Here is a 21566-nt window from a genome sequence, read left to right on the forward strand (position 1 = left end):
CCCATGCCGCAGTTGCACCGTTCCCCGACTTCAACCCCGACCCGGAGTGAGGACCGACGGCGCAACCTGCTGATCACGGCAAGCGAACTGTTTTTGCAACAGGGCTACGATGGCCTCAGCATGGACGCCATCGTCGCCGCGGCAGGCGGCTCCAAAGCCACGATTTACCGCTACTTCGGCAGCAAGCAAGCGCTCTTGGTGGCCGTGGTCGAGTACCTGTGTGAAGACTTCATCATTGACCTCAAGCAACTCGACACCTCGGGTGTCGAGTTGGCCCGCGGTCTGGAAATGATCCTCGAACAGCTGGTGGCGGTGGTCACCAGCCCTCGCCATGTCAGCTTCTACCGCCTGGTGGTCAACGGCTCGGCCCATGTCCCGCAAGTGGGGCAAACCTGGTACGAGCACGGTCCCAAATTCTGGCACCAATTGATCGCCACCCTGCTTCAGGAGCAGCGCCAGCGCGGAGCGATCGCCACCGATGCGTCAACCAGCGAAGTGCCCGCGATCCTGTTCGATGCCTTGTTCTCGCACCTGACGACCCGCACCGTGATGCTGGGCCAAACCTGCACCGCCAAAGCGTTCCAGCCCATGATCCAGGAACTGATCGCCCTGGTGATGCGCCGTCTGCAAGTCGCTTGAGCACTGCGCGGCGGGCATGGCGGCAAACCCCGGGCAATCTGGCTATGCTCTTTTCAAGCACTGCAACGCAGCCTGGCTACCTGTGGCACGCGCTCCGAAGGGATGAAAGCCCACGTGGCGCAGAGCGGCGGTACTCGACGCTGGTTGGGAACAATCACACCACGCTTCTCGCGCCTTGCCCTGCACCCCGTGGGTTTTCGTCGCGACGGCTATAAAACGGGAACAGACCCTGGCCCATGACCCCCTCCGTACCGATCCGACCTGCTTGCCCGCCCGGCGTGTGCATCTGCGAGCGTGACGCATTGCTGGCCAGGGACGACGCCGACCTGCGGATTTTCAAATTGACCCGTCAGGCGGAAAAAGAGCTGCTGCAACGGCTGGAAGACATTCATGACCTCGACGAGTTGCACCATTTGCAACGGCGCATGCACGAACAACTGGGCATCCGGCTCGACATTGAGCCCGGCTTCAATGAAGTGCGCACCATGCGCGGGATTGCCATCCGCCTGGCCGATCAGCCGGGCCTGTGCCGCAAAACCCGTCAGGCGATCCCCGCCGCCATACGGCGAGCCTTGGAGAAGCGCCCGGAAATAGCCTATCGCCTGCTCGACGGTCACGACCTGTTGCGCGATACCTGAATCGCTGTGCGATACCTTATGTCCAATATCCGGTTTTTAGGCATTCCCGGAAGAATTCGCTTGCCTTGACCAGAGGCCTGAAATATAAGCCCGTGTTTCACATCAATAGAGTCACACCATGAGCACCGGATTCACCGAGGACGAAATGCGCAGAGCGCTCGGCCTTGATACACCCACTCCCGCCCCGGCCCCCCAGCCTGAACCTGAACTGCCACCCGTCGCACCCGCCCCCGTCAAGGCCGCGCACCGGGCTCCCGTGAAGCGCAGAGGCCCCGTGTTGCGCGTCACCATGCACGTCAGCAAGGAATACGACGGCGAAGTGACCCAGTTCATTCATGACTCAAAATCCCTGAGCCGGTTTGATGCCGAGCAAGAAGCCAAAAAAGCCCTGGCCAAAGCCAAATTTAAATACTACGAATTGGCGTCGATCGTTAAAGTCGATTGATTCATTGAGCCCGCGCCCGGGTCAAACACCGCGTCAAACGGGATTCTGCGCGTTTTTTTCAGCGCGCAACCCAAAGCGCCCGCTACAGGAAACCGTCCATGAACACCCAACCTTTGAACGCTGCCGACTTCACCTCGCTTGAAGACACGCTGCTGAAATACGGCGACGACCATTCTGTCCTCAACCCGAGCGAACTCGACGGCTACTTCACGGCACTGGTTTCTGGCCCGGCGCCGGTGGACATTGCCGAGTGGTTCCCGGCGATTTGGGGGGGGCAAAACCCTGAGTGGGAAACCCCGGAAGAGGCCCGACAGTTCATTGACCTGTGCGTGCGGCACCTCAACACGCTGGCTCGCCAACTGGCGCACGACAGTCAGGGATTTTTGCCGCGCTTCGAACAGACCGAGCATCAGGGTCAAACCGTGACACTGGCAGAAGAATGGTGTTTCGGGTACCTGCGCGGTGTCGCCATTGCCCACTGGACACCCTTGCCAGCCATTCAGGCGGGGTTGCTGAGTGCTATTTCTGACTGCGCTGAACAGGACAACTTTGAACTGCCGGCCGATCTGGACGTCGCCGCGCATCAGCACCAGGTTAGCGAACTGGCCCCCGCCGCCCGCGCTTTGCATGACTACTGGCTGAGCCAGCGCTGAGCCGCCGGCCCCCGACCTACCCTCACGCACAGACCTGCAGAAAAGGCCCATGACGCTTCTTACTCATTTTGATACACCGATCAGCGAACCCATCAGCAGCCAGATTTTGCAACGGGTGGTGGACCAGCTCACCGAGCTGAGCATGATGGAAATCACGCCCAGCAACCTGCTCTACAACATCTATCAGTACGCCATCGGCTTCGAAGTGCATTTGTATCTGGAGGCGCTGGACGGCACCAAAGGGATTGCCGTTGAACTGATCGTCGCCACGGACGAGCAGGCGCCGGACAGCGTGACCGGGTTTGTCCTGTATCTGCCCGTGAAGGACGACCCCCAGGCCTGCGGTATCGCCTACATGGCCGCCAATACCCCGGACGTCACCCGGGCGATGGTGCAGGAAGTCACCCGCCGCTACCCCCACACCGAACTCACCTGCAGCGTGCGCAACGTGGCGCCATTTGAAGCACTGGGCTTTCAGGTCATAGGCGCTCGCGGCCCGCAGGTGGTGATGAACACCCGCGACCACGGCACCGACGGGCTGATGGCCGTGTTGGATGTGTCGGCGGTCTACAGCTCCACCGAAGTGCGGCAGATTCACACCTACCTGCTCAACCGTCACGGCAAAAAAGCCATGATCGACGCCGAAAAAAAGCGTGACCGTCAAATCGACCAGCTCACCGCCAAGACACGCGCCTTCGTGGCCGAACGCACGCGCTGACAGGCCGTTGCCAAACGGGGGGTGAAATAACGCATCATGTGCGCAGTCCGTTCAGAGGAAACCTGCATGCGCGTTCCCGTCACCTTCACCCGCCTGGCCGCTTTCACCTGCGCCTGGCTCGTGGCTTGCTCGGCCGTGGCCAGCGAAGAGTCGCAACTCGTCGAGTCGATCAATACCTATCGCAGCCAGCCTCACAAGTGCGCGGGGCAGGTCTCCCAGGAACTGCCGCCACTGACCGCTGATGCGCGCCTGATCTTGCCTTCCGGCAACTTTGGCGACCTGCAGCAAGCGCTGGCCAGCAATGCGTATCCGCTGGTCAATGTGCAGGCCATTAGCCTGTCAGGCCCGCGTGATGCGCAGGCCGCGATGCAAGCCGTTCAAGAGAGCTTCTGCAAGGTGGTTCTCGACCCGCAATTCGTGGACATCGGTGTCAGCCGCAACCAGCGTGAGTGGCGCATCGTGCTGGCACGGCCCTTGTTGACCGGTCGCCTGGGGGATTGGCAAACCGAGGGCCAGAAGGTACTGGCGCTGATCAATACCGCCCGCGCCCAACCGCGCCAATGCGGCACGCAGGCGTTTGCCGCAGCCGCCCCGTTGACCTGGGACGCCACACTGGCCATCGCCGCTGAAAGCCACACACGTGACATGGCCAATACCAATTATTTTGATCACATGAACCGCGATGGCAAAACGCCTGGGGACCGTGCAGAACTGGCGGGCTATAGCGCGCAATTGATCGGGGAAACTATTGCCGCCGGGCAAGACACGCCGAACAAGGTGGTCGATGGCTGGCTGGCCAGCCCCGGGCATTGCGCGAACGTGATGAATCCGCAGTTTCAGGCGCTGGGCGCGGCCTATGCGGTCGATCCGAAAAGTGATGCGGGGATTTACTGGACCGCCCTGTTCGGTACGCCGTGAATCGGCGTCCACTCATTCAGCGGGCGTAGTATCGAAGGGCGTCAAGCGTCACAACTGAAAGTGGCCCCGCCCAACAGTGTGGGTCGGGGCCGCTTTTTTTACAGGGCCATATCAGCGGCCGGGTTGCTTGGCGCTGGCTGTGCCGGCGCTTGAGCTGGAGCTTGCTGAGCAGCCGAGGCTGCCGGGATTGCCGGTGGAGGCGTCAGTTGCAGGGTTTCAGCCGTGTAGGCCCATTCCTGCGCAACGCGCTCTGGCGAACCGTTCAGCTTGGTGCCATAACTCGGTACGATCTGGTGCAGCTTGGCTTGCCACTCAGGCGAGGCCACCTTGTCCTTGAACACGGTTTCGAGCACGGTCAGCATGATCGGTGCCGCAGTGGAGGCACCCGGCGAAGCGCCGAGCAGGCCTGCAATGCTGCCATCTTTGGCGCTGACGATTTCGGTGCCCAGTTTCAGCACGCCGCCCTTCTCTTCGTCACGCTTGATGATCTGCACGCGCTGGCCGGCCTGCCACAGACGCCAGTCTTCAGACTTGGCATTCGGGAAGTACTCTTTCAACGCGTTGAAACGGTCTTCGTCCGACAGCATCAACTGACCGGCCAGGTATTCAACCAAGGGGTATTGTTCGATACCGACTTTGGTCATTGGCCAGAAGTTGTGGGTGGTGGTGCTGGTCAACAGGTCGAAGTAAGAACCTTCTTTCAGGAACTTGGTCGAGAACGTCGCGAATGGGCCAAACAGGATCACACGCTTGCCGTCCAGCACGCGGGTGTCCAGGTGAGGCACCGACATCGGTGGCGCGCCAACCGACGCTTTGCCGTAGGCCTTGGCCAAGTGTTGCTCGGCCACCGTCGGGTTCTCGGTCACCAGGAACGAGCCGCCTACCGGGAAGCCTGCGTATTCCTGAGCTTCAGGAATGCCGGACTTCTGCAGCAAGTGCAGCGCACCGCCGCCCGCGCCAATGAACACGAACTTGGCATCGGTCTGGGACTCGGTGCCGTCCTTCAGGTTTTTGTACACCACGCGCCAGCTGCCATCTTCATTGCGCTTGATGTCTTTGACTTCGCTCGACAGGCTCAGCGAGAAGTTAGGCTGGGCTTGCAGGTGAGCGGCGAACTGACGAGTGATTTCGCCGAAGTTCACGTCCGTACCGATCGGCGACCAGGTGGCGGCGATCTTCTGGTTCGGGTCACGCCCTTCCATCATCAGCGGGACCCATTTTTTGATCTGGTCCGGGTCTTCGGAGTACTGCATGCCAGCGAACAGCGGGCTCGCCTGCAGTGCGTCGTAGCGCTTTTTCAGGAACTTGATGTTGTCATCGCCCCACACAAAGCTCATGTGCGGCGTGGAGTTGATGAACGAGCGCGGGTTCTTCAGCACGCCATTCTTGACCTGCCAGGACCAGAACTGACGGGAAATCTGGAACGCTTCATTGATTTCAATGGCTTTCGGGATTTCGACGTTGCCGTTCTTGTCTTCCGGGGTGTAGTTCAGTTCGGCCAGTGCCGAGTGACCCGTACCTGCGTTGTTCCAGCCATTGGAGCTTTCCAGCGCCACACCGTCCAGACGCTCGATCATCTGCATCGAGGTGTTCGGTTCCAGCTCATTGAGCCACACGCCCAATGTGGTGCTCATGATGCCGCCGCCAATCAGCAAGACATCCACGTGTTTGGTCTCGGCTGCCTGCACGGAGGTCAACCCCATGCTCAGCGCGAGGCCCAGTAGCCCCTTGTTCATTTTTTTTAACATGTTGTAGTACCTAAGATAAAACATCATCTACCCGGCACGCGGTTCATGAGCAATACCGGCTCACCACAGGCTGATCGCCTGCAATCGAGCCCTCAGGCCTTGAACGGATAGATGGATAAAGGCCTATGCACAACTATAGACCTCACGTTTATGTACCTTGGGTGCTGATCTCTTATTAATTATTGGCTTCAGCGACTTGGGTGACATTGATGATAAGTGTCAGCTATTGATGGCCACGGCTTGAACGAATTGCCTCCGCCCAGCTCCTTCGCAACCACCAACCGTTTCGCTATTCCCTTGCATCCGGCCGCCCCGCGGTTCCTTCCGGGGAACTGCGTGAACATGAGTATTCAGGGTGGCCAGCCTCAAAACCGCGACATTCTACCTCAGGTGGCCCTTTGGGCGAAAACGCATCTTTTGCGGTTTTTTCAGGCAGCTGAATCGTTTGCGACAAGGGGTTGCCCACGATTTGCCGCCCCCGCTCACACACACGGGCGCAATCAACGGCCCGGCCGCGCAAGGCTTGGCGTATGATGGCCGGCTTTTGCGCACTGCCAGCCCACAGGAAGATTCATGTCACTGAACAAACGCAATCAGGCCCAAATCGAACGCCGCCTGGTGAAAGCCCTGACCGAGGCTTGCGAAATCGCCAAACATCAAATCGACGGGTTTGTCTGGCTGACTCACGCGGTCGACTACGACGCATTTCCCGCCAGTCTCAAAGTGGTCTGGGTGTTCGATACGCAAAACAACAAGGACTTTGCCCTGGCCGATGGCGAAGCCGGTTACATGGTCGAGCTGACCGAAAAAGCGTTCGACAAAGCCAATGTCAACGTGCGTAACGTGGCCACCCATGTGTACTTCGATTCCGAGGAAGAATGCCAGCGCACCGACGCCGGGCACTGGCCGCAACGTCTTGCGCGCAAGGGCGCAGGTCGCAAGTAAAACGTGGCCAAAGACATCGAAAACCCGTGCGTGGCCACCTGCAAGCTCAGCGGGGATTTATGCGTGAGCTGCGGGCGCAGCAAAGAAGACATCAGAACGTGGCGGCGCATGAAGCGCCCGGAGAAAATGGCCGCCGTGCAACGCGCCAGCGCCCGCCTGAAAAACCTGCAAAAAAAGAAAGGCTAAGCCGCCTCTGGCCACCGTCACGCGCCAGAGGCTGGGCCGTTCACCGGCTCAGATTAACGCTGGCGCAGCGCATTGACGTCACCCTTGCCCGCCGTTTCGCGCAAATATTCTTCCATCGAGTCATCCAGCGCCTGCAACCAGCGTGTGTGATGCGGCACCGCTAACGTGCCGGTCATGACCGAACGGTAGGATTTGTCGCGATAGCCCATGATGTCGCGCTTCTTGTCAGTCTTCCATTTGAGGAAGATCTGATTGACCGCGTCGATATCAAAGGACGGGTAATCCGTGTGCTCGATCAGGTGCTTGATGTAACGGCCCTGGAACTCGTACATCGAGGCGGTGGACTGCAAACCCTCTTCCTGCTCGCGCCACGTGGCACTGTCGGCCTGCATCTCGGACTGTTCAGGCAGGGTGATGCGACCCAGGATGTAATCGCGCACAAACCAGGCCTGGGCATCAAACAGGTTGAAGCTGTACCACAGGTCTTGCATACCGAGGTAAATCAACTGCGGGTTGTACTCCCAGATCACGCCTTTGTACAACCCCAGCGGCCACAAGCGATTACCGGTTTTGAGGGCCAGCTCATCCGGCAGAAACGCAAAGTGATGCTGATAGCCGGTGCACAGGATGATGGCGTCCACCCGCTTGCTCGACCCATCGGCAAAATAAGCGATGTCACCCTCGACCCTGTTCAACAGCGGACGCTCTTCCCACCCCTTGGGCCATGTGTACCCCATTGGCTGTGTGCGGTAGGTGCTGGTGATCGAGCGCGCGCCGTATTTGTAGCATTGGGAGCCGATGTCTTCGGCCGAATAGCTGCTGCCTACGATCAGCAGATCCTTGCCCTGAAATTCCGTCGCTTCGCGAAAGTCATGGGCATGCAAAATGCGCCCGGAAAAACGCTCAAACCCGGCAAACGCCGGGACCTGCGGCGTGGAGAAGTGCCCGCTGGCCACGATCACGAAATCAAATGTATCGGTCGTGCTTCGCCCGTTGGCGTAGTCGTAGGCGGTCAGAGTGAATTGCCGCGATACGGGGTCAAACGTGACCTGTTTGACCGCCGTATTGAAACGAATGTAATCGCGCACCCCGGCCTTTTTGACCCGGCCCTGAATGTAATCCCACAGCACTTCACGAGGCGGATACGAAGAAATGGGGCGACCGAAGTGTTCATCAAAACTGTAGTCCGCGAATTCCAGGCACTCCTTGGGACCATTGGACCAAAGGTAACGGTACATGCTGCCGTGCACCGGTTCGCCGTGCTCGTCCAGGCCGATGCGCCAGGTGTAGTTCCACATGCCGCCCCAGTCGGCCTGCTTTTCGAAACACACCACATCCGGCATGGCCGCACCCTTTGCATGGGCTGACTGAAAGGCACGCAGTTGCGCCAGACCCGACGGGCCTGCACCAATAATTGCAACACGAGTAGACATCGAATTCCCTCAACAGATTGAACGCTGAATCAGTGAAAAACTCTCGCGCAAACACGCTCCAGGCGCGTGGCGAGACGGCGGCGATCAGGGATCAAACGGAAGGGGGAGGCACTGTGCGGCTGCGCGGGCGAGTGACTAAAGCGTCTCGCAGCGACGTGGGGGGCAAATGAAAACGCGTCGCCAGGGTCTGGCAGAACGTGGCCACTAAAACAGGCAGGGTGTGCAGCTGGATCGGCCTGGTTCCGTCATTGCGTTGCGCAGGCGGAAGGCCGAAAGAGTCAAAGATACGTGTGGTCTCATGCATGGGGCTTATTAGCCTCTTTTGGTTATGAATGCCTTTTTAGCTATAACGGATGGAGATAGGGATTACAAGGTTGAAGGGTATTTCAGACACCCTGCCGAGCAGAAAGACAGACATCAACGCTTGTGGGTGATTTTTTCTAAAATCTGCGAAATCTGCTCGACTGAGTAAGGTTTAGGCAGGAACTCGAAGCCATCGTAACCGTCGAGCGCCAGTTCTTCGCTGTAACCGGAGGCCAGAATGATCGGCAAATCGGAGCGGCGCCTGCGCATCTCCCTGGCCATTACTACACCCGTCATGCCCGGCATGACCACATCCGAAAAAACCGCATCAAACGCCATGGCCTGCGGCCCGATCATGTGTAGGGCCTCTTCGGCATGGGTGGCCCAGGCCGTCTCATAACCCAGGTCCTGCATGATCTGCTGGGCAAATCGACCGACCTCAAGGTTATCTTCCACAAGCAACACGCGCGGCTTCTCGGCTTCAGGGTCGGGGCAGCATGCAGGCGCGCACACGCCGGATGCATCGTCCGTCAGCGCCTGCGCGCTGGCTCGCGGCAGGTACAGGGTGAAGACCGAGCCCTGATCGAGGACACTGGCCACGTCCACATTACCGCCGGACTGCTTGGCAAACCCGAACACTTGCGACAGCCCCAGGCCCGTGCCTTTACCTACTTCCTTGGTGGTGAAAAAGGGCTCGAAAATCTGCGTCAGCATGCGCGAGGAAATCCCGATGCCGGTGTCGGTCAGCGAAATGGCCACGAAGGGCTCGTCGGAGCCTGCATGCCCCCGGATCGCGGGCAAGGTGGTGGTGTCATTGAGCCGCAACAGGAGCGTGCCCTGCCCCTCCATGGCATCCCGTGCGTTAAGCGCCATATTGATTAACGCAGTCTCGAACTGGCTGGCATCGGCGCGCACATAGCAGGTCTCGGGCGGCAATTGGACCACGACGTTGATTCTGGCCCCGGTGATTGTCTCCAGCATGTCACCGATGTCACGGATGCGTTGACCGATCTCGAACACCTGCGGGTTGAGCGGCTGGCGCCGGGCAAACGCCAGCAACTGTCCGGTCAATTTGCTCGCCCGCTCAACCGTATCCGAGACGGCATTGACATAGCGCTCACGGCGCACATCCGACAGGTTCGGCATGCGCAGAAAATCCACCGACGAACGAATGATGGTCAGCAGATTGTTGAAATCGTGGGCTACGCCGCCGGTGAGCTGACCGATGGCTTCGAGCTTTTGCGACTGGTGCAGCGCCGCCTCGATGTGCAGCAAGCGGGCGCTGCGCTCCTGGACGCGTTCTTCGAGGGTGGTGTTGAGCTGTGCCAGCTCAGCCAGGCCTGCACGCACCGCCGCATCAGCCCGCGCGCGCTCAATGTGCGCCCACGAACGCTCCGTGACTTCACGCAGCAAGGCCACGTCCTGGGGCGACCACAGTCGGGGCGAGGTGTCGTGTATCGCCATCAGCGCAGTCAGGCGTCCGCCCTTGATCAACGGCAGGCAGAGGGTGGCCTTGACGCCCAGCGCGGTGAAACTGGCGGCAGCGTGTGCCGGCAGTTCTGCCTGCGCATCGTTGATCACCAGCGGCTTACCCGCTTTCAAGCGAGACACCGCGTGCTGGCCGAACTCACTCAGGCTGTATTGGCCCACCAGGCGGGTGGCGCCGTCCGCCAGCCAGTTATCGCGAATGAAAAACGTGTCCTCGTCCGCTTCCATATCCGCGTAGGCGCAATGGGTCACGCGCAAAGCATCTGCGAGTGTGCTCATCGTGATGGCGAGAATTTCCTGCGGGTCATGGGCATTGACCACGGCATGGCTGATCGCGTCGAGTACCGACAGACGCTGGGTCATGTACACCGTCGTTGTGGTCTCGGTCACCGTGTCGAGCATGCCGACCACCTTGCCGGCCGAATCGCGTATCGGGCTGTAACAGAAGGTGAAATAGGCCAGCTCAGGGCGCGGGCTGCGATGAATCACGACAGGGAAATTTTCGATATACGTCGCTTTACCGGCAAAAGCCAGGTCGGCAATGGGACTGATATCAGGCCAGGCTTCTTTCCAAATATCACTGAACGCCCGCCCGAGCGCCTCTGGCTTGCTGCCCAAAATGGGCACGAACCCGTCGTTGTACAGGGTAATCAGGCATGCGCCCCACACGATGCACTGCGGAAAATGCGAATCCAGCATCAAGGCTACGCTGGTTTTCAACACATCCGGCCACTCGGTCAACGGCCCGAGCGCCGTACTGGCCCAATCATGCGTCCTGATTCGCTCAGCCATCGCGCCATCGTGTTGAAGCCAGTCAGTCATTACGCCGTTACTCTGATTACTGCCATTGATCGGTGAAACGCCGCCGATGATAAGCCAGCCGCACAATTTGTGCCTGACTTGACGCCGGATAACCGCGCACCCTTTGTCATACTTTGAGACAACCGCATGACCATACAGGTTCTACTCATGCAGCTCGCGGGCTAACATGCCGCGCTACGACTAATGGCCATACGCCGTTAGCGACCTGAATCAACAGTCATAACAGAGGGATTGAACGGTGAAAATTGTACTTGCGTTGTTATTGAGTGCGGCAACCCTGCTGGCTCAGGCAGCCAATGTGGGCGATACATTGACGCCGTGGACGCTTAATGACCAGTTCGACCAGCCTTATACCCTCGACCAGAACACCCGAATCCTGCTGGTCGCGCGCGACATGAAAGCCGCTCAAATGGTCAAGGCAGCGATTGAAGACCAGCCAAAAGGTTACCTGGAAGCCCGCCATGCGGTGTTTCTTGCCGATGTCCACGGGATGCCCTCGCTGATCGGCAAGCTGTTCGCCATTCCCTCCATGAAGGGATACAACTACCGCGTCGTGCTGGACCGTGACGGCAAAATTGCTGACCAATACCCCGGCGACAAAAAACAAATCCTGATGCTGCAGCTGGACAACGGAAAACTGGTGTCACAGCAGGCCTTTACCACCGCCACGGCATTGCGCGAAGCGCTGGATAACGCACCGACCCGCTGATTCACAGACACTTCGACTCGCACAGACGTCGCCCACCCGGTAAAGGCATCGCGGCGCCTGTGTGCGGTATTCAGCTTTGCTTCAATTCAAAGCCGCGTCCGTTCCACGTATAGATCTCGACACTTTCAACACTCGGGCAGCACCGAGGGTCATCCGGGCCACTGGTCAGGGTGCTCACGGCGACGCGCGGGCCTGTAGAGGCCTTGATGTCGGTTGCCGCCCCTGACACCACAGAATGGCCCTGATACACCCAGCCAGCCCCTGAGCGGTAGAACCCCGCCAGGCTTTGGTAGGAGCCGTTACCGCCCCCCTGCCCTTCGACAGTAAACAGCACCACGGCGTCAGGCTGACCGTCTTCATTCAGGTCCATGTATATAACCTGACGGTTATCGGTGTATTCCGCCCCTCCATCCTTGGAGATTTCCATCGCAATCACGTCACTGATCGCAGCCTCCAATGCGGCATCCGCCTGAGTGGCGTCAGACTCGACACCCTTCGTATCGGCGGCCGGAGCGTATTTTTCAACACCTTTTTCAGTCAGGCTCAGGCCCTGCTGCTTGCCCTTGGCAATGAACTCAGCGATCAACGCGCCGTGCATTTCTTTAAGGTCCTGACCGGAGAATTCCATCATTCCCTTACCGCTGAAGGGCTGTGCATCGCCCAAGAACCAGCGTGAGAACATGCCGGGTCGCACCGACTCCAGCTTGTCGACCAGTTGATCGGTTCGCTGCTCAACCAGGCCGGTCCAAAGCTTGCCAGCATCCTTACCCAAAGATTCGACCCACTCATCTTCTTGAGCCAGCCAGGCTGACTTGGCTTCTTCCAATAACAGGATGTTGTAGTCGATCGTTTTACTCACACAGGTATTCGTGAAATTACCCATGCACTCCTGACGCAATGCATCACGCGCCATCGACAGTTTCACATCGCTGTACACCCCGCAGCCTGACAACAGAACGATCAGGCCAATCGTCGAACCCATGCGTTTCAAGGTGCTCTCCTTAACGCTTGGACACCTCCAAGCGACACTCCATTTATTTAGTCAGGCACACGGCCACCGCCGTAGTTATCGGCAGGCGCAAGAAGCGCTTGAGTTGTCAGGGGTGGCAGGGGAACGCGGAAGGAAGGAATTGCGCGCATAAAAAAAGCCGCTATCGCTAGCGGCTTTTCTTGTATCTGGCTCCACGACCTGGACTCGAACCAGGGACCCAATGATTAACAGTCATTTGCTCTACCAACTGAGCTATCGCGGAATGGCGTCTATCTTACTGATATAAAAAGAGAAGTCAACACTCTCGATGACTTCTCTTTGCATTATTCAGATGACCTGAACAATGGCGTCGGTAACCACCTCAATGTTGCGCTGGTTCAAAGAAGCCACGCAGATCCGACCGGTGTCGAGGGCGTAAATGCCGAACTCGGAACGCAGGCGCGCCACTTGCTCAACGGTCAGGCCCGAGTAAGAGAACATGCCGCGTTGACGCGCCACGAAACTGAAATCGTGCCCTGGCGCCTTTTTGGCCAGCAGCTCGACCATTTGCAGGCGCATGCCGCGAATGCGCAGGCGCATTTCTGCCAGCTCGTCTTCCCACATGGCGCGCAGCTCAGGGCTGTTCAGCACAGCCGCCACGATGCTTGCGCCGTGGGTCGGCGGGTTGGAGTAGTTGGTGCGGATCACGCGCTTGACCTGGGACAGCACGCGGGCGCTCTCGTCCTTCGACTCGGTGATGATCGACAACGCGCCGACCCGCTCGCCGTACAGCGAGAACGACTTGGAGAACGAACTGGAAACAAAGAAGCTCAGGCCGGACTCGGCAAACAGACGCACGGCGGCGGCGTCTTCAGCGATGCCGTCACCAAACCCCTGGTAGGCCATGTCGAGGAACGGGATCAACTGCTTGGCCTTGACCACGTCCAGCACGTTCTGCCAGTCGGCCGGGGTCAGGTCGACACCGGTCGGGTTATGGCAGCAGGCGTGCAGCACCACGATGGAGCCCGCCGGCAACGCGTTCAGGTCTTCCAGCATGCCCGCACGGTTCACATCGTGGGTGGCGGCGTCGCAGTAGCGGTAGTTCTGCACCGGGAAACCCGCGGTTTCGAACAGCGCACGGTGGTTTTCCCAGCTCGGGTCGCTGATGGCGACCACAGCGTTGGGCTGCAATTGTTTGAGGAAGTCAGCGCCGATTTTCAGTGCGCCGGTCCCGCCTACCGCCTGGGTGGTGATGACCCGGCCAGCGGCCAACAACGGCGACTCGGCGCCGAACAGCAGTTTTTGAACGGCCTGGTCGTAGGCGGCAATACCGTCGATGGGCAAGTAACCGCGCGACGCGTGTTGAGCGACGCGAATGGTCTCGGCTTCGACAACGGCACGCAAGAGTGGAATTCTTCCCTCTTCGTTGCAGTAAACACCGACCCCCAGATTCACTTTGCTGGTTCGGGTATCGGCGTTGAATGCTTCGTTGAGGCCCAGGATAGGATCGCGTGGTGCCATTTCGACAGCGGAGAACAGGCTCATTATTACGGCGGCTCTGAATAGGGAATGGAGGGGGTGACAACGCTCCAGCCGATTGCACTAGAGCGGTGCACAAACGGGGAGCAAGTATAAGCCCGAACACGATTGGGGCAACAGGCGATTCCCGGATTTGCTCAAGTATTTCCGTTTATTTTCAGGCCACTGGTCTAATTGCAATCCGGGCCTGAATCGCCCTGTCAGCGACACGCCTTGAAACAGTCAGTCACCACCACCATATTTAGCCGTATCCTGTTTTTTTCCTGCGGCATGCGTCGTATGCAGTCTTTCTCGCGCTTTAAAGGTCCATGCCTTTATAGAGGCGAATCCAGAGGTCAGATATGTCCGATTTTCAGCTCGTTACCCGCTTTGAGCCCGCAGGCGATCAACCCGAAGCCATTCGCCAGATGATTGAAGGCATCGAAGCCGGTCTGTCACACCAGACCCTGCTCGGGGTGACCGGTTCGGGCAAGACCTTCAGCATCGCCAACGTGATTGCTCACGTGAACCGCCCGACCCTGGTGCTCGCGCCCAACAAAACCCTGGCGGCCCAGCTATATGGCGAGTTCAAGTCGTTCTTCCCCAACAACGCCGTGGAATACTTCGTTTCGTATTACGACTACTACCAGCCCGAAGCGTACGTGCCCTCCTCCGACACCTTCATTGAGAAGGACGCCTCGATCAACGATCACATCGAGCAGATGCGACTGTCCGCGACCAAAGCGCTGCTGGAGCGCAAGGACGCGATTATCGTCACCACGGTGTCGTGCATCTACGGCCTGGGCAGCCCCGAAACCTATTTGAAAATGGTGTTGCACATTGACCGCGGCGACAAACTCGACCAGCGCGAACTGCTGCGTCGCCTGGCTGACCTGCAATACACCCGCAACGACATGGACTTCGCCCGCGCCACATTCCGCGTGCGCGGCGACGTCATCGACATCTACCCGGCCGAATCCGACCTCGAAGCCATCCGCATCGAGCTGTTTGACGATGAGGTCGAGAGCATCAGCGCCTTCGACCCGTTGACCGGTGAAGTGATCCGCAAGATGCCGCGCTTCACCTTCTACCCCAAAAGCCACTACGTGACCCCGCGCGAAACCTTGCTCGATGCCGTTGAGGGCATCAAGGAAGAGCTCAAGGAGCGCCTCGATTACCTGCGCGCCAACAACAAGCTGGTCGAAGCCCAGCGCCTTGAGCAGCGCACCCGCTTCGATCTGGAAATGATCATGGAGCTGGGGTACTGCAACGGCATCGAAAACTACTCGCGCTACCTGTCGGGCCGTGAATCCGGTGCCCCGCCGCCTACCTTGTTCGACTACCTGCCGCCCGACGCGCTGCTGGTGATCGATGAGTCCCACGTCAGCGTGCCGCAGGTCGGCGCCATGTATAAGGGCGACCGTTCACGCAAGGAAACCCTGGTGGAATACGGCTTCCGCCTGCCGTCGGCGCTGGACAACCGGCCCATGCGTTTTGACGAGTGGGAGCGCATCAGCCCGCAAACCATTTTTGTCTCGGCCACCCCCGGCAACTACGAAGCCGAACATGCGGGCCGGGTGATCGAACAGGTGGTGCGTCCGACCGGTCTGGTGGACCCGCAAATCGAGATCCGCCCCGCCCTGACCCAGGTCGACGATTTGCTGTCGGAGATCACCAAGCGCGTGGCGCTGGAAGAACGCGTGCTGGTGACTACGCTGACCAAGCGCATGTCCGAAGACTTGACCGACTACCTGGCGGACCACGGCGTGCGGGTGCGCTACCTGCACTCGGACATCGACACCGTGGAACGGGTCGAGATCATCCGCGACCTGCGTCTGGGGGTGTTTGACGTGCTGGTGGGGATCAACTTGCTGCGTGAGGGCCTGGACATGCCGGAAGTGTCGCTGGTGGCGATTCTCGACGCGGACAAAGAAGGCTTCCTGCGCTCCGAGCGTTCGTTGATCCAGACCATCGGCCGTGCGGCGCGAAACCTCAATGGCCGGGCGATCCTGTACGCAGACCGCATCACCGGCTCCATGGAGCGGGCGATCGGCGAAACGGAACGGCGCCGGGAGAAGCAAATCGCGTTCAACCTCGCCAACGGCATCACCCCCAAAGGCGTGTTTAAGGACGTGGCCGACATCATGGAAGGCGCGACCGTGCCGGGCTCGCGCAGCAAAAAACGCAAAGGCATGGCCAAAGCCGCCGAAGAAAACGCCAAGTACGAAAACGAACTGCGTTCGCCCAGCGAAATCAGCAAGCGGATTCGTCAGTTGGAAGAAAAAATGTACGCCCTGGCCCGCGACCTGGAGTTCGAAGCCGCGGCGCAAATGCGCGACGAAATCGGCAAGCTGCGTGAGCGTTTGTTACAGGTGTAAGCCGGGCGCCAGCGGTTACAGACGGCCATGCACCGCCTGGCGCCGCGGCGCCTGCCCCGAATAAGCAAGGATATTTCCCCGCGTCGCACCGACGCGACCGACAAGGATGACCATGACAGCCGCCGTTACCCAAAAGCCCCTCGTTCCAGGACGCCTTGAACAGAGGTCGACCCGTCTGGCGTTCTTTATTGCCGGGTTCGGCGTGGCGGCCTGGGCGCCGTTGGTGCCCTATGCCAAAGCCCGAGCGGGCCTGGACGAAGCCACGTTGGGCCTGCTGCTGCTATGCCTGGGGGCCGGTTCGATTCTGGCTATGCCCATCGCGGGCATGCTGGCGTCCCGTTACGGCTGCCGCAAGGTCACCATCGCCGGCACGCTGCTGATTTGTCTGGCGCTGCCCCTGCTGGCCACCGCCAGCACCGTCGCGCTGCTGATTGCCACACTGTTTGTGTTTGGGGCCGGTTTGGGGGTCGTGGATTCCACGGTCAACCTGCAAGCCGTGATCGTCGAACGCGCCAGCGGCCGCAACATGATGTCGGGCTTCCATGGCCTGTTCAGCGTGGGCGGGATTGCCGGTGCGGCGGGGGTCAGCGCCTTGCTGGCGCTGGGGCTTACGCCGCTGTGGGCAATTGCCGTGGTGATTGTGCTGTTACTGGCTGCGCTGGCCAAAGCCGCACCGCACCTGCTGCCGTATGGCAGTGAAAGCAGTGGCCCGGCCTTTGCCATCCCCCACGGCGTGGTGCTGTTTATCGGGGTCCTGTGCTTCATCGTCTTTCTGGCCGAAGGCGCGATGCTCGACTGGAGCGCCGTGTTCCTCAGCGCTGAAAAACACATCGGGGATGCTTATGCGGGCTTGGGCTATGCCGCCTTCGCCGTGACAATGACCGCCGGACGCTTGCTGGGCGACACCCTCGTCAGGCGCCTGGGGCCGACCCGGGTGATCGTGCTGGGGGGGTCGCTCGCGGCGCTGGGCCTGGCGCTGGCCACGCTGGCTCCGGGGTGGGAAGTGGCGCTGCTCGGTTACGCGCTGGTGGGCGCCGGGTGCTCCAACATTGTGCCGGTGCTGTACTCCGCCGTGGGCAAGCAAACCGTGATGCCCGAACACATCGCCGTGCCGGCGATCACCACGCTGGGCTACGCCGGGATCCTCGCGGGCCCTGCGGCCATCGGGTTCGTCGCGCACGCCAGCAGTTTGAGCGCGGCGTTCCTGATAATCGCCGCCCTGCTGGTGGCCGTGGCCATCAGCGGGCGGATCTTGCGGGTGTGAAGCCGTTACGACGGCGCGTTTAAAACCCGACGCTCGCCTGCACGAAGAACGTGCGCGGCTCGCCCAGGTACATCCCCGAGTTATTGTCGCTGGAGCGCGTGAAGTACTGCTGATTGAACAGGTTCTTGATCCCCGCCCCGAGCTTCAGGTTCGAGGCTTGCGGCCCGAAGTCATACCCGACGCGGGTGGCCCAGGTGGCATAACCCGGTATATCGCCGTACTGGCCGTCCGCGGTCGGCTCGGTGATGTAGACCCCGCCAGTGCCCGGCGCCCGCTGTTTGGACTGGGCAAACATGTCCAGGTTGTAAGTCCAGCGATTAACCGCATAGCGCATGCCAAGGTTAAGCACTTGTCGCGAATACAGCGGCAAGTCGCGCCCCTTGAAGTTGAGAATGTCGCCTTCGGACGTGGCTTTGGTGTAGGTAAACGCCGCATTCACGGTCAACCCGTCCAGACGCGGGTCCAGACTGGCCAGGTCGTAGTGGACTGACGTCTCCAGCCCCTGGTGCTTGGTGGCCCCCAGGTTGGTCCAGCCAATGTCGTTGCTGATGTATTGCAGCTCGTCGGCAAAATCAATGTAGAACAGCGTGATTTCCCCGCCCCACACGCCGTTGTCGTAACGCGTCCCCAACTCGTACGTCTTGGCCTTCTCGGGCTTGAGCCCCGCCGCTGTCTGATCGCCAACGCCGCCCTGCCCCAGCTGGAAATACTGCAAGCTGCCAAACGAAGTTTCGTAGTTGGCGAACAGCTTCCAGGCGTCAGACAGGTGGTACATCACGCTCAACGCCGGCAGCGCTTCGTTGCTGTCGATGCTGCGTTTCTTCTCTTGCACCGGCTTGCCTTTGGCGTCCAGCACAGGCCGGTCGTGCCATTGGGTACTGATGCGCTCAAAGCGAATACCCGGCGTCACGGTCCAGTTGCCCACGTCGATCTTGTCGTCGATGTAGAACGCGTTGGCCTCGGTGCCGCCAGTGCGGTCCTGATACGCATGACCGTCACCCTTGGGCCCGACCACCGGCACGTTGTTGACCAACTGCAGCTGACTCGCCTGTTCGTGCATCGCTTCTTTCAAATAGCGATAGCCGACCCCGACTTCCTGAGTCACGGGGCCAAGGGTGAACACGCGGGACAGGCGCGGCTCGATGCCGAAGGTGCGGTAATTGCGCGGGTAGGACACCAGCGTGTCCAGGTTGCGCGAGGCAATGGTGCTGCCGCGAAAGCTGTCGGTGTAGTAAGTCAGCACTTCAAATTGGGTCTGCTCGTCGATCTGGCGCAGGTACTTGAAGGACACGTCCTTACGCCGACCGCTGAAGCCGTCATAGTCGCGCACCGACTGATACGGGTCGGCATCGAACTGCGCCTGGGTCAGGCCGCCCGGCATGTCGGCCGTGGCGTCGTAGTAATGGAAATTGAGGCTGAAGTCGTCCTGGTCGGTGGGCGCCCAATGGGTTTTGAGCAACACGTCATCGATGTTGTTGTCGTTGTTGCGCGCGCGGTAACCATCGCCCTTGACCCCCGAGTACAAGAGCGCGGCGCCGATGCCATTGTCCGCCGTGCCTCCCAGAAACGCGGTTTCCATGTGTTTCCAGCCGCCACGCTCCGAGGTTTCGAGGGTGGTGCCGACTTCACCCTGAAAAGTTTCGGGGATGGCGCGGGTCACGAAGTTGATCACGCCCCCCACGTTCTGTGGCCCGTAACGCACCGAACCGGCACCGCGCACCACGTCGATGCTGTCCAGGTTGCCCGCCGACCACGGTAAGCTATTTTCTAATAAAATGAGCTAGAACCTACTCGGAGCCGATTCAATGCCCAAGGCATACGCATACGTCAGATGGTCAACCGCCTCGCAAGGCGAAGAAGGCCGAGACAGCCATGACCGCCAGACCACCCCACTCCAAGCATTTACAGAAGCAACAGGCGTTCCCGTGGTCGAAACCGTTATCGACAAGGGGATCAGTGCATTCCGTGGTGCAAACGCCCGGATCGGCCAGTTAAAAGGGTTATTGGACAGGATAGAGAGTGGAGAAATTGAGCATGGCGACTACATCATTGTCGAATCAATCGACCGACTAACCCGCCAGAAACTCACCGACTCCGTTGATCTAATCCAGTCAATTCTCAAAAAAGGCGTGCGACTACACACCGTTTTCGACAACAAGACATATTCCTACGACGATCCAAGCCGCGACCTCGAAACGCTGATCCTTGTAGGTGTAATTGCCAAACGAGCACACGAGGAAAGCGACACCAAGAGCAAACGCTTGAAATCCGTGTGGGCAAAGAAGCGAGACACAGCAGAAACCAACGTTATAGGTAAACGATGCCCCTACGGCCTGCGTTTCGATGAACAAAGCCAATCCTTTATCATCGTAGAAGAAGAAGCTCAAGAAATTCGCCAGATTTTCGAACTACTCAAACACGTTGGAGTATTGGAGAGTGTTAAGCAGGTAAATAAATATTCAAAACGACGTTGGACGAGAACATCAGTTCTACATCTTATCAACAGTAAAAGCCCAATCGGCGTGCTACGTTTGCAACGACGAAACGAGAACGGCACTAAAGCGTTTGACCGTTATGTCCCTAATTATTTTCCAAAAATCATTGATGAAATAGAATTCAGTGCAGCCGTTGCAGCGATGAAAACCAGATTAACCGGGCGAAAATACGGACGTAGAACACCTCATCACTATAATATTTTCCGGCACTGTATCCAATGTGGAGAACATAAATGCGGAATGACTTTCAACCTACAAATATTAGGAGCCGAGAAAAAACGCTACGCCTACCTTGTTTGCTCTAACAGAGCCGAACGAGTATGCGAATGTAGTAACAGAATTAGATTTGAGCTTGTTTTCGGCACATTCCTCGCTTTCGTTAGGCAGTTATCGGAAAATCGTTACATTGACGAGCGGACAGACAAGAAGCGAAAAGACTTCACTTGGTTCAGCCAAGACCAATACAAGCAAATGGACACCGTAAACGACGCATTTAGCCGCTTCTTTTCCGTTCGTGATACATCGGCACCAAAAGAAGAAATACGAGCCAAGAAAGCCAAGCTAACAACCGAAATAACCACATTGGAAATGTTAGAGGCTTCGCTAGCTCAGTTTGACGGAATAATTCCAAATACATTTATCAGGCGTGTGGCTGACAGCGAAGCACGTATCACAGCGTTGGAAAACGAGATCCAAAACCTTGAAGGTACGTTAGCAATCGAAGCGGAAACGCTCGAAATCACCACCTACGAAGACATAATAGCCCTATACGAAACAGAAGAAGGCCGATTGAAGCTCAACACATTTTTCATCACCAGAGGAATCACCTTCGACGTTAAAATTGACAAAGAAACAAATCTCGTCGGCATGGACATGAATCGCCCCGGGTTTTCTAGACACTCTCCAGGCTCGCTGCGTAACGCTTTTCAAACTCTACCGGTGACAGCTGATTGTTGAAACTGTGGCGTCGTTTTGGGTTGTAAAACATCTCGATGTAATCGAACACATCATCCCGAGCATCCTGGCGTGTAGTGTAGATTTTACGCTTGATCCGTTCCCGCTTTAGCAACTGGAAAAAGCTCTCCGCCACAGCGTTGTCGTGGCAGTTACCTCGACGACTCATGCTGGCCACCAGGTTGTTAGCTTTCAAGAAGCTTCGCCAGTCCGAACTGCTGTACTGACTGCCTTGATCCGAGTGGATCATCACCTCTTGCTTCGGCTTACGTCTCCAAACCGCCATCAGCAGTGCATCAATGGCTACGTCGCTGGTCATCTGCGACTTCATTGACCAACCAA

Annotated in this window: 18 protein-coding genes, 1 tRNA gene and 1 pseudogene; 12 read left to right on the plus strand and 8 right to left on the minus strand. The window is 58.7% G+C overall.

All coding sequences use genetic code 11. The features are described from left to right. Nucleotides 1-3 precede the first annotated feature (3 nt). The 6 genes from TU74_RS02880 to TU74_RS02905 all read left to right on the plus strand — a co-directional run bounded on the left by TU74_RS02880 (nt 4) and on the right by TU74_RS02905 (nt 4011). Nucleotides 4-639, plus strand: a complete 636-nt coding sequence (locus tag TU74_RS02880) for a TetR/AcrR family transcriptional regulator (RefSeq protein ID WP_052892952.1) — start codon at nt 4-6, stop codon at nt 637-639. Nucleotides 640-875: 236 nt separating this feature from the next. Continuing rightward, nucleotides 876-1277 carry a hypothetical protein gene (locus TU74_RS02885; protein ID WP_048375005.1) on the plus strand — a complete coding sequence of 134 codons (402 nt, stop codon included), beginning with the start codon at nt 876-878 and terminating at the stop codon, nt 1275-1277. Between the two features lie 118 nt (nt 1278-1395). Further along, nucleotides 1396-1722: a hypothetical protein gene (locus TU74_RS02890; protein WP_048375007.1), complete on the plus strand. Its 327-nt coding sequence runs from the start codon at nt 1396-1398 to the stop codon at nt 1720-1722. Between the two features lie 98 nt (nt 1723-1820). Beyond that, nucleotides 1821-2375: a UPF0149 family protein gene (locus TU74_RS02895; RefSeq protein ID WP_047276368.1), complete on the plus strand. Its 555-nt coding sequence runs from the start codon at nt 1821-1823 to the stop codon at nt 2373-2375. 49 nt (nt 2376-2424) lie between these two features. Next, nucleotides 2425-3093 (plus strand): hypothetical protein, encoded by a 669-nt coding sequence (locus TU74_RS02900; protein ID WP_048375008.1) that lies wholly within the window; start codon nt 2425-2427, stop codon nt 3091-3093. A gap of 66 nt (nt 3094-3159) precedes the next feature. Then, a complete protein-coding gene (locus TU74_RS02905; RefSeq protein WP_047276364.1) occupies nt 3160-4011 on the plus strand; it encodes a CAP domain-containing protein in 852 nt (283 codons plus the stop codon). 98 nt (nt 4012-4109) lie between these two features. On the opposite strand, the gene mqo is transcribed toward TU74_RS02905, so the two are convergent. Next, a complete protein-coding gene (gene mqo, locus TU74_RS02910; RefSeq protein ID WP_047275666.1) occupies nt 4110-5759 on the minus strand; it encodes a malate dehydrogenase (quinone) in 1650 nt (549 codons plus the stop codon). Between the two features lie 573 nt (nt 5760-6332). On the opposite strand from mqo, the gene TU74_RS02920 reads away from it, so the two are divergent. Then, entirely contained in the window at nt 6333-6704 is a 372-nt protein-coding gene (locus tag TU74_RS02920; RefSeq protein ID WP_047275668.1) for a hypothetical protein, read from the plus strand. Nucleotides 6705-6707: 3 nt separating this feature from the next. Beyond that, complete coding sequence (locus tag TU74_RS02925) at nt 6708-6890, plus strand: DUF1289 domain-containing protein (protein WP_047275669.1); 183 nt, start codon at nt 6708-6710, stop codon at nt 6888-6890. A 53-nt stretch (nt 6891-6943) separates the two neighbouring features. Here TU74_RS02925 and TU74_RS02930 read toward each other — a convergent pair whose 3' ends face one another. Next, nucleotides 6944-8323 (minus strand): NAD(P)-binding domain-containing protein, encoded by a 1380-nt coding sequence (locus tag TU74_RS02930; RefSeq protein ID WP_048375012.1) that lies wholly within the window; start codon nt 8321-8323, stop codon nt 6944-6946. A 417-nt stretch (nt 8324-8740) separates the two neighbouring features. Continuing rightward, nucleotides 8741-10936: a GAF domain-containing hybrid sensor histidine kinase/response regulator gene (locus tag TU74_RS02935; protein ID WP_048375043.1), complete on the minus strand. Its 2196-nt coding sequence runs from the start codon at nt 10934-10936 to the stop codon at nt 8741-8743. Between the two features lie 238 nt (nt 10937-11174). On the opposite strand from TU74_RS02935, the gene TU74_RS02940 reads away from it, so the two are divergent. Then, complete coding sequence (locus TU74_RS02940) at nt 11175-11645, plus strand: hypothetical protein (RefSeq protein WP_048375014.1); 471 nt, start codon at nt 11175-11177, stop codon at nt 11643-11645. Nucleotides 11646-11715: 70 nt separating this feature from the next. On the opposite strand, the gene TU74_RS02945 is transcribed toward TU74_RS02940, so the two are convergent. The 3 genes from TU74_RS02945 to TU74_RS02955 form a co-directional block, all read right to left on the minus strand. Beyond that, entirely contained in the window at nt 11716-12636 is a 921-nt protein-coding gene (locus tag TU74_RS02945; RefSeq protein WP_094991334.1) for a hypothetical protein, read from the minus strand. Nucleotides 12637-12822: 186 nt separating this feature from the next. Then, nucleotides 12823-12898, minus strand: a tRNA-Asn gene (locus TU74_RS02950). Between the two features lie 65 nt (nt 12899-12963). Further along, on the minus strand, nt 12964-14160 hold the full coding sequence (locus TU74_RS02955) for an amino acid aminotransferase (protein ID WP_048375019.1): 1197 nt from the start codon (nt 14158-14160) through the stop codon (nt 12964-12966). 335 nt (nt 14161-14495) lie between these two features. Here TU74_RS02955 and uvrB point away from each other — a divergent pair, with 335 nt between their 5' ends. Further along, entirely contained in the window at nt 14496-16511 is a 2016-nt protein-coding gene (gene uvrB / locus TU74_RS02960; RefSeq protein ID WP_047275701.1) for an excinuclease ABC subunit UvrB, read from the plus strand. A 112-nt stretch (nt 16512-16623) separates the two neighbouring features. Then, nucleotides 16624-17775, plus strand: a complete 1152-nt coding sequence (locus TU74_RS02965) for an MFS transporter (RefSeq protein WP_047277043.1) — start codon at nt 16624-16626, stop codon at nt 17773-17775. A 19-nt stretch (nt 17776-17794) separates the two neighbouring features. Here the strand turns inward: TU74_RS02965 and TU74_RS02970 are convergent. Further along, nucleotides 17795-19534: pseudogene (locus TU74_RS02970) on the minus strand (TonB-dependent receptor family protein); the annotation flags it as partial. A 46-nt stretch (nt 19535-19580) separates the two neighbouring features. Here TU74_RS02970 and TU74_RS02975 point away from each other — a divergent pair. After that, a complete protein-coding gene (locus TU74_RS02975; protein ID WP_048375021.1) occupies nt 19581-21227 on the plus strand; it encodes a recombinase family protein in 1647 nt (548 codons plus the stop codon). Here TU74_RS02975 and TU74_RS23280 read toward each other — a convergent pair. After that, the coding region (locus TU74_RS23280) for an IS3 family transposase (protein WP_048375663.1) at nt 21163-21566 on the minus strand (404 nt) is incomplete at its 5' end. The genes TU74_RS02975 and TU74_RS23280 overlap by 65 nt on opposite strands.

The sequence above is a fragment of the Pseudomonas lundensis genome, assembly GCF_001042985.1.
Taxonomy (GTDB): Bacteria; Pseudomonadota; Gammaproteobacteria; order Pseudomonadales; family Pseudomonadaceae; genus Aquipseudomonas; species Aquipseudomonas lundensis.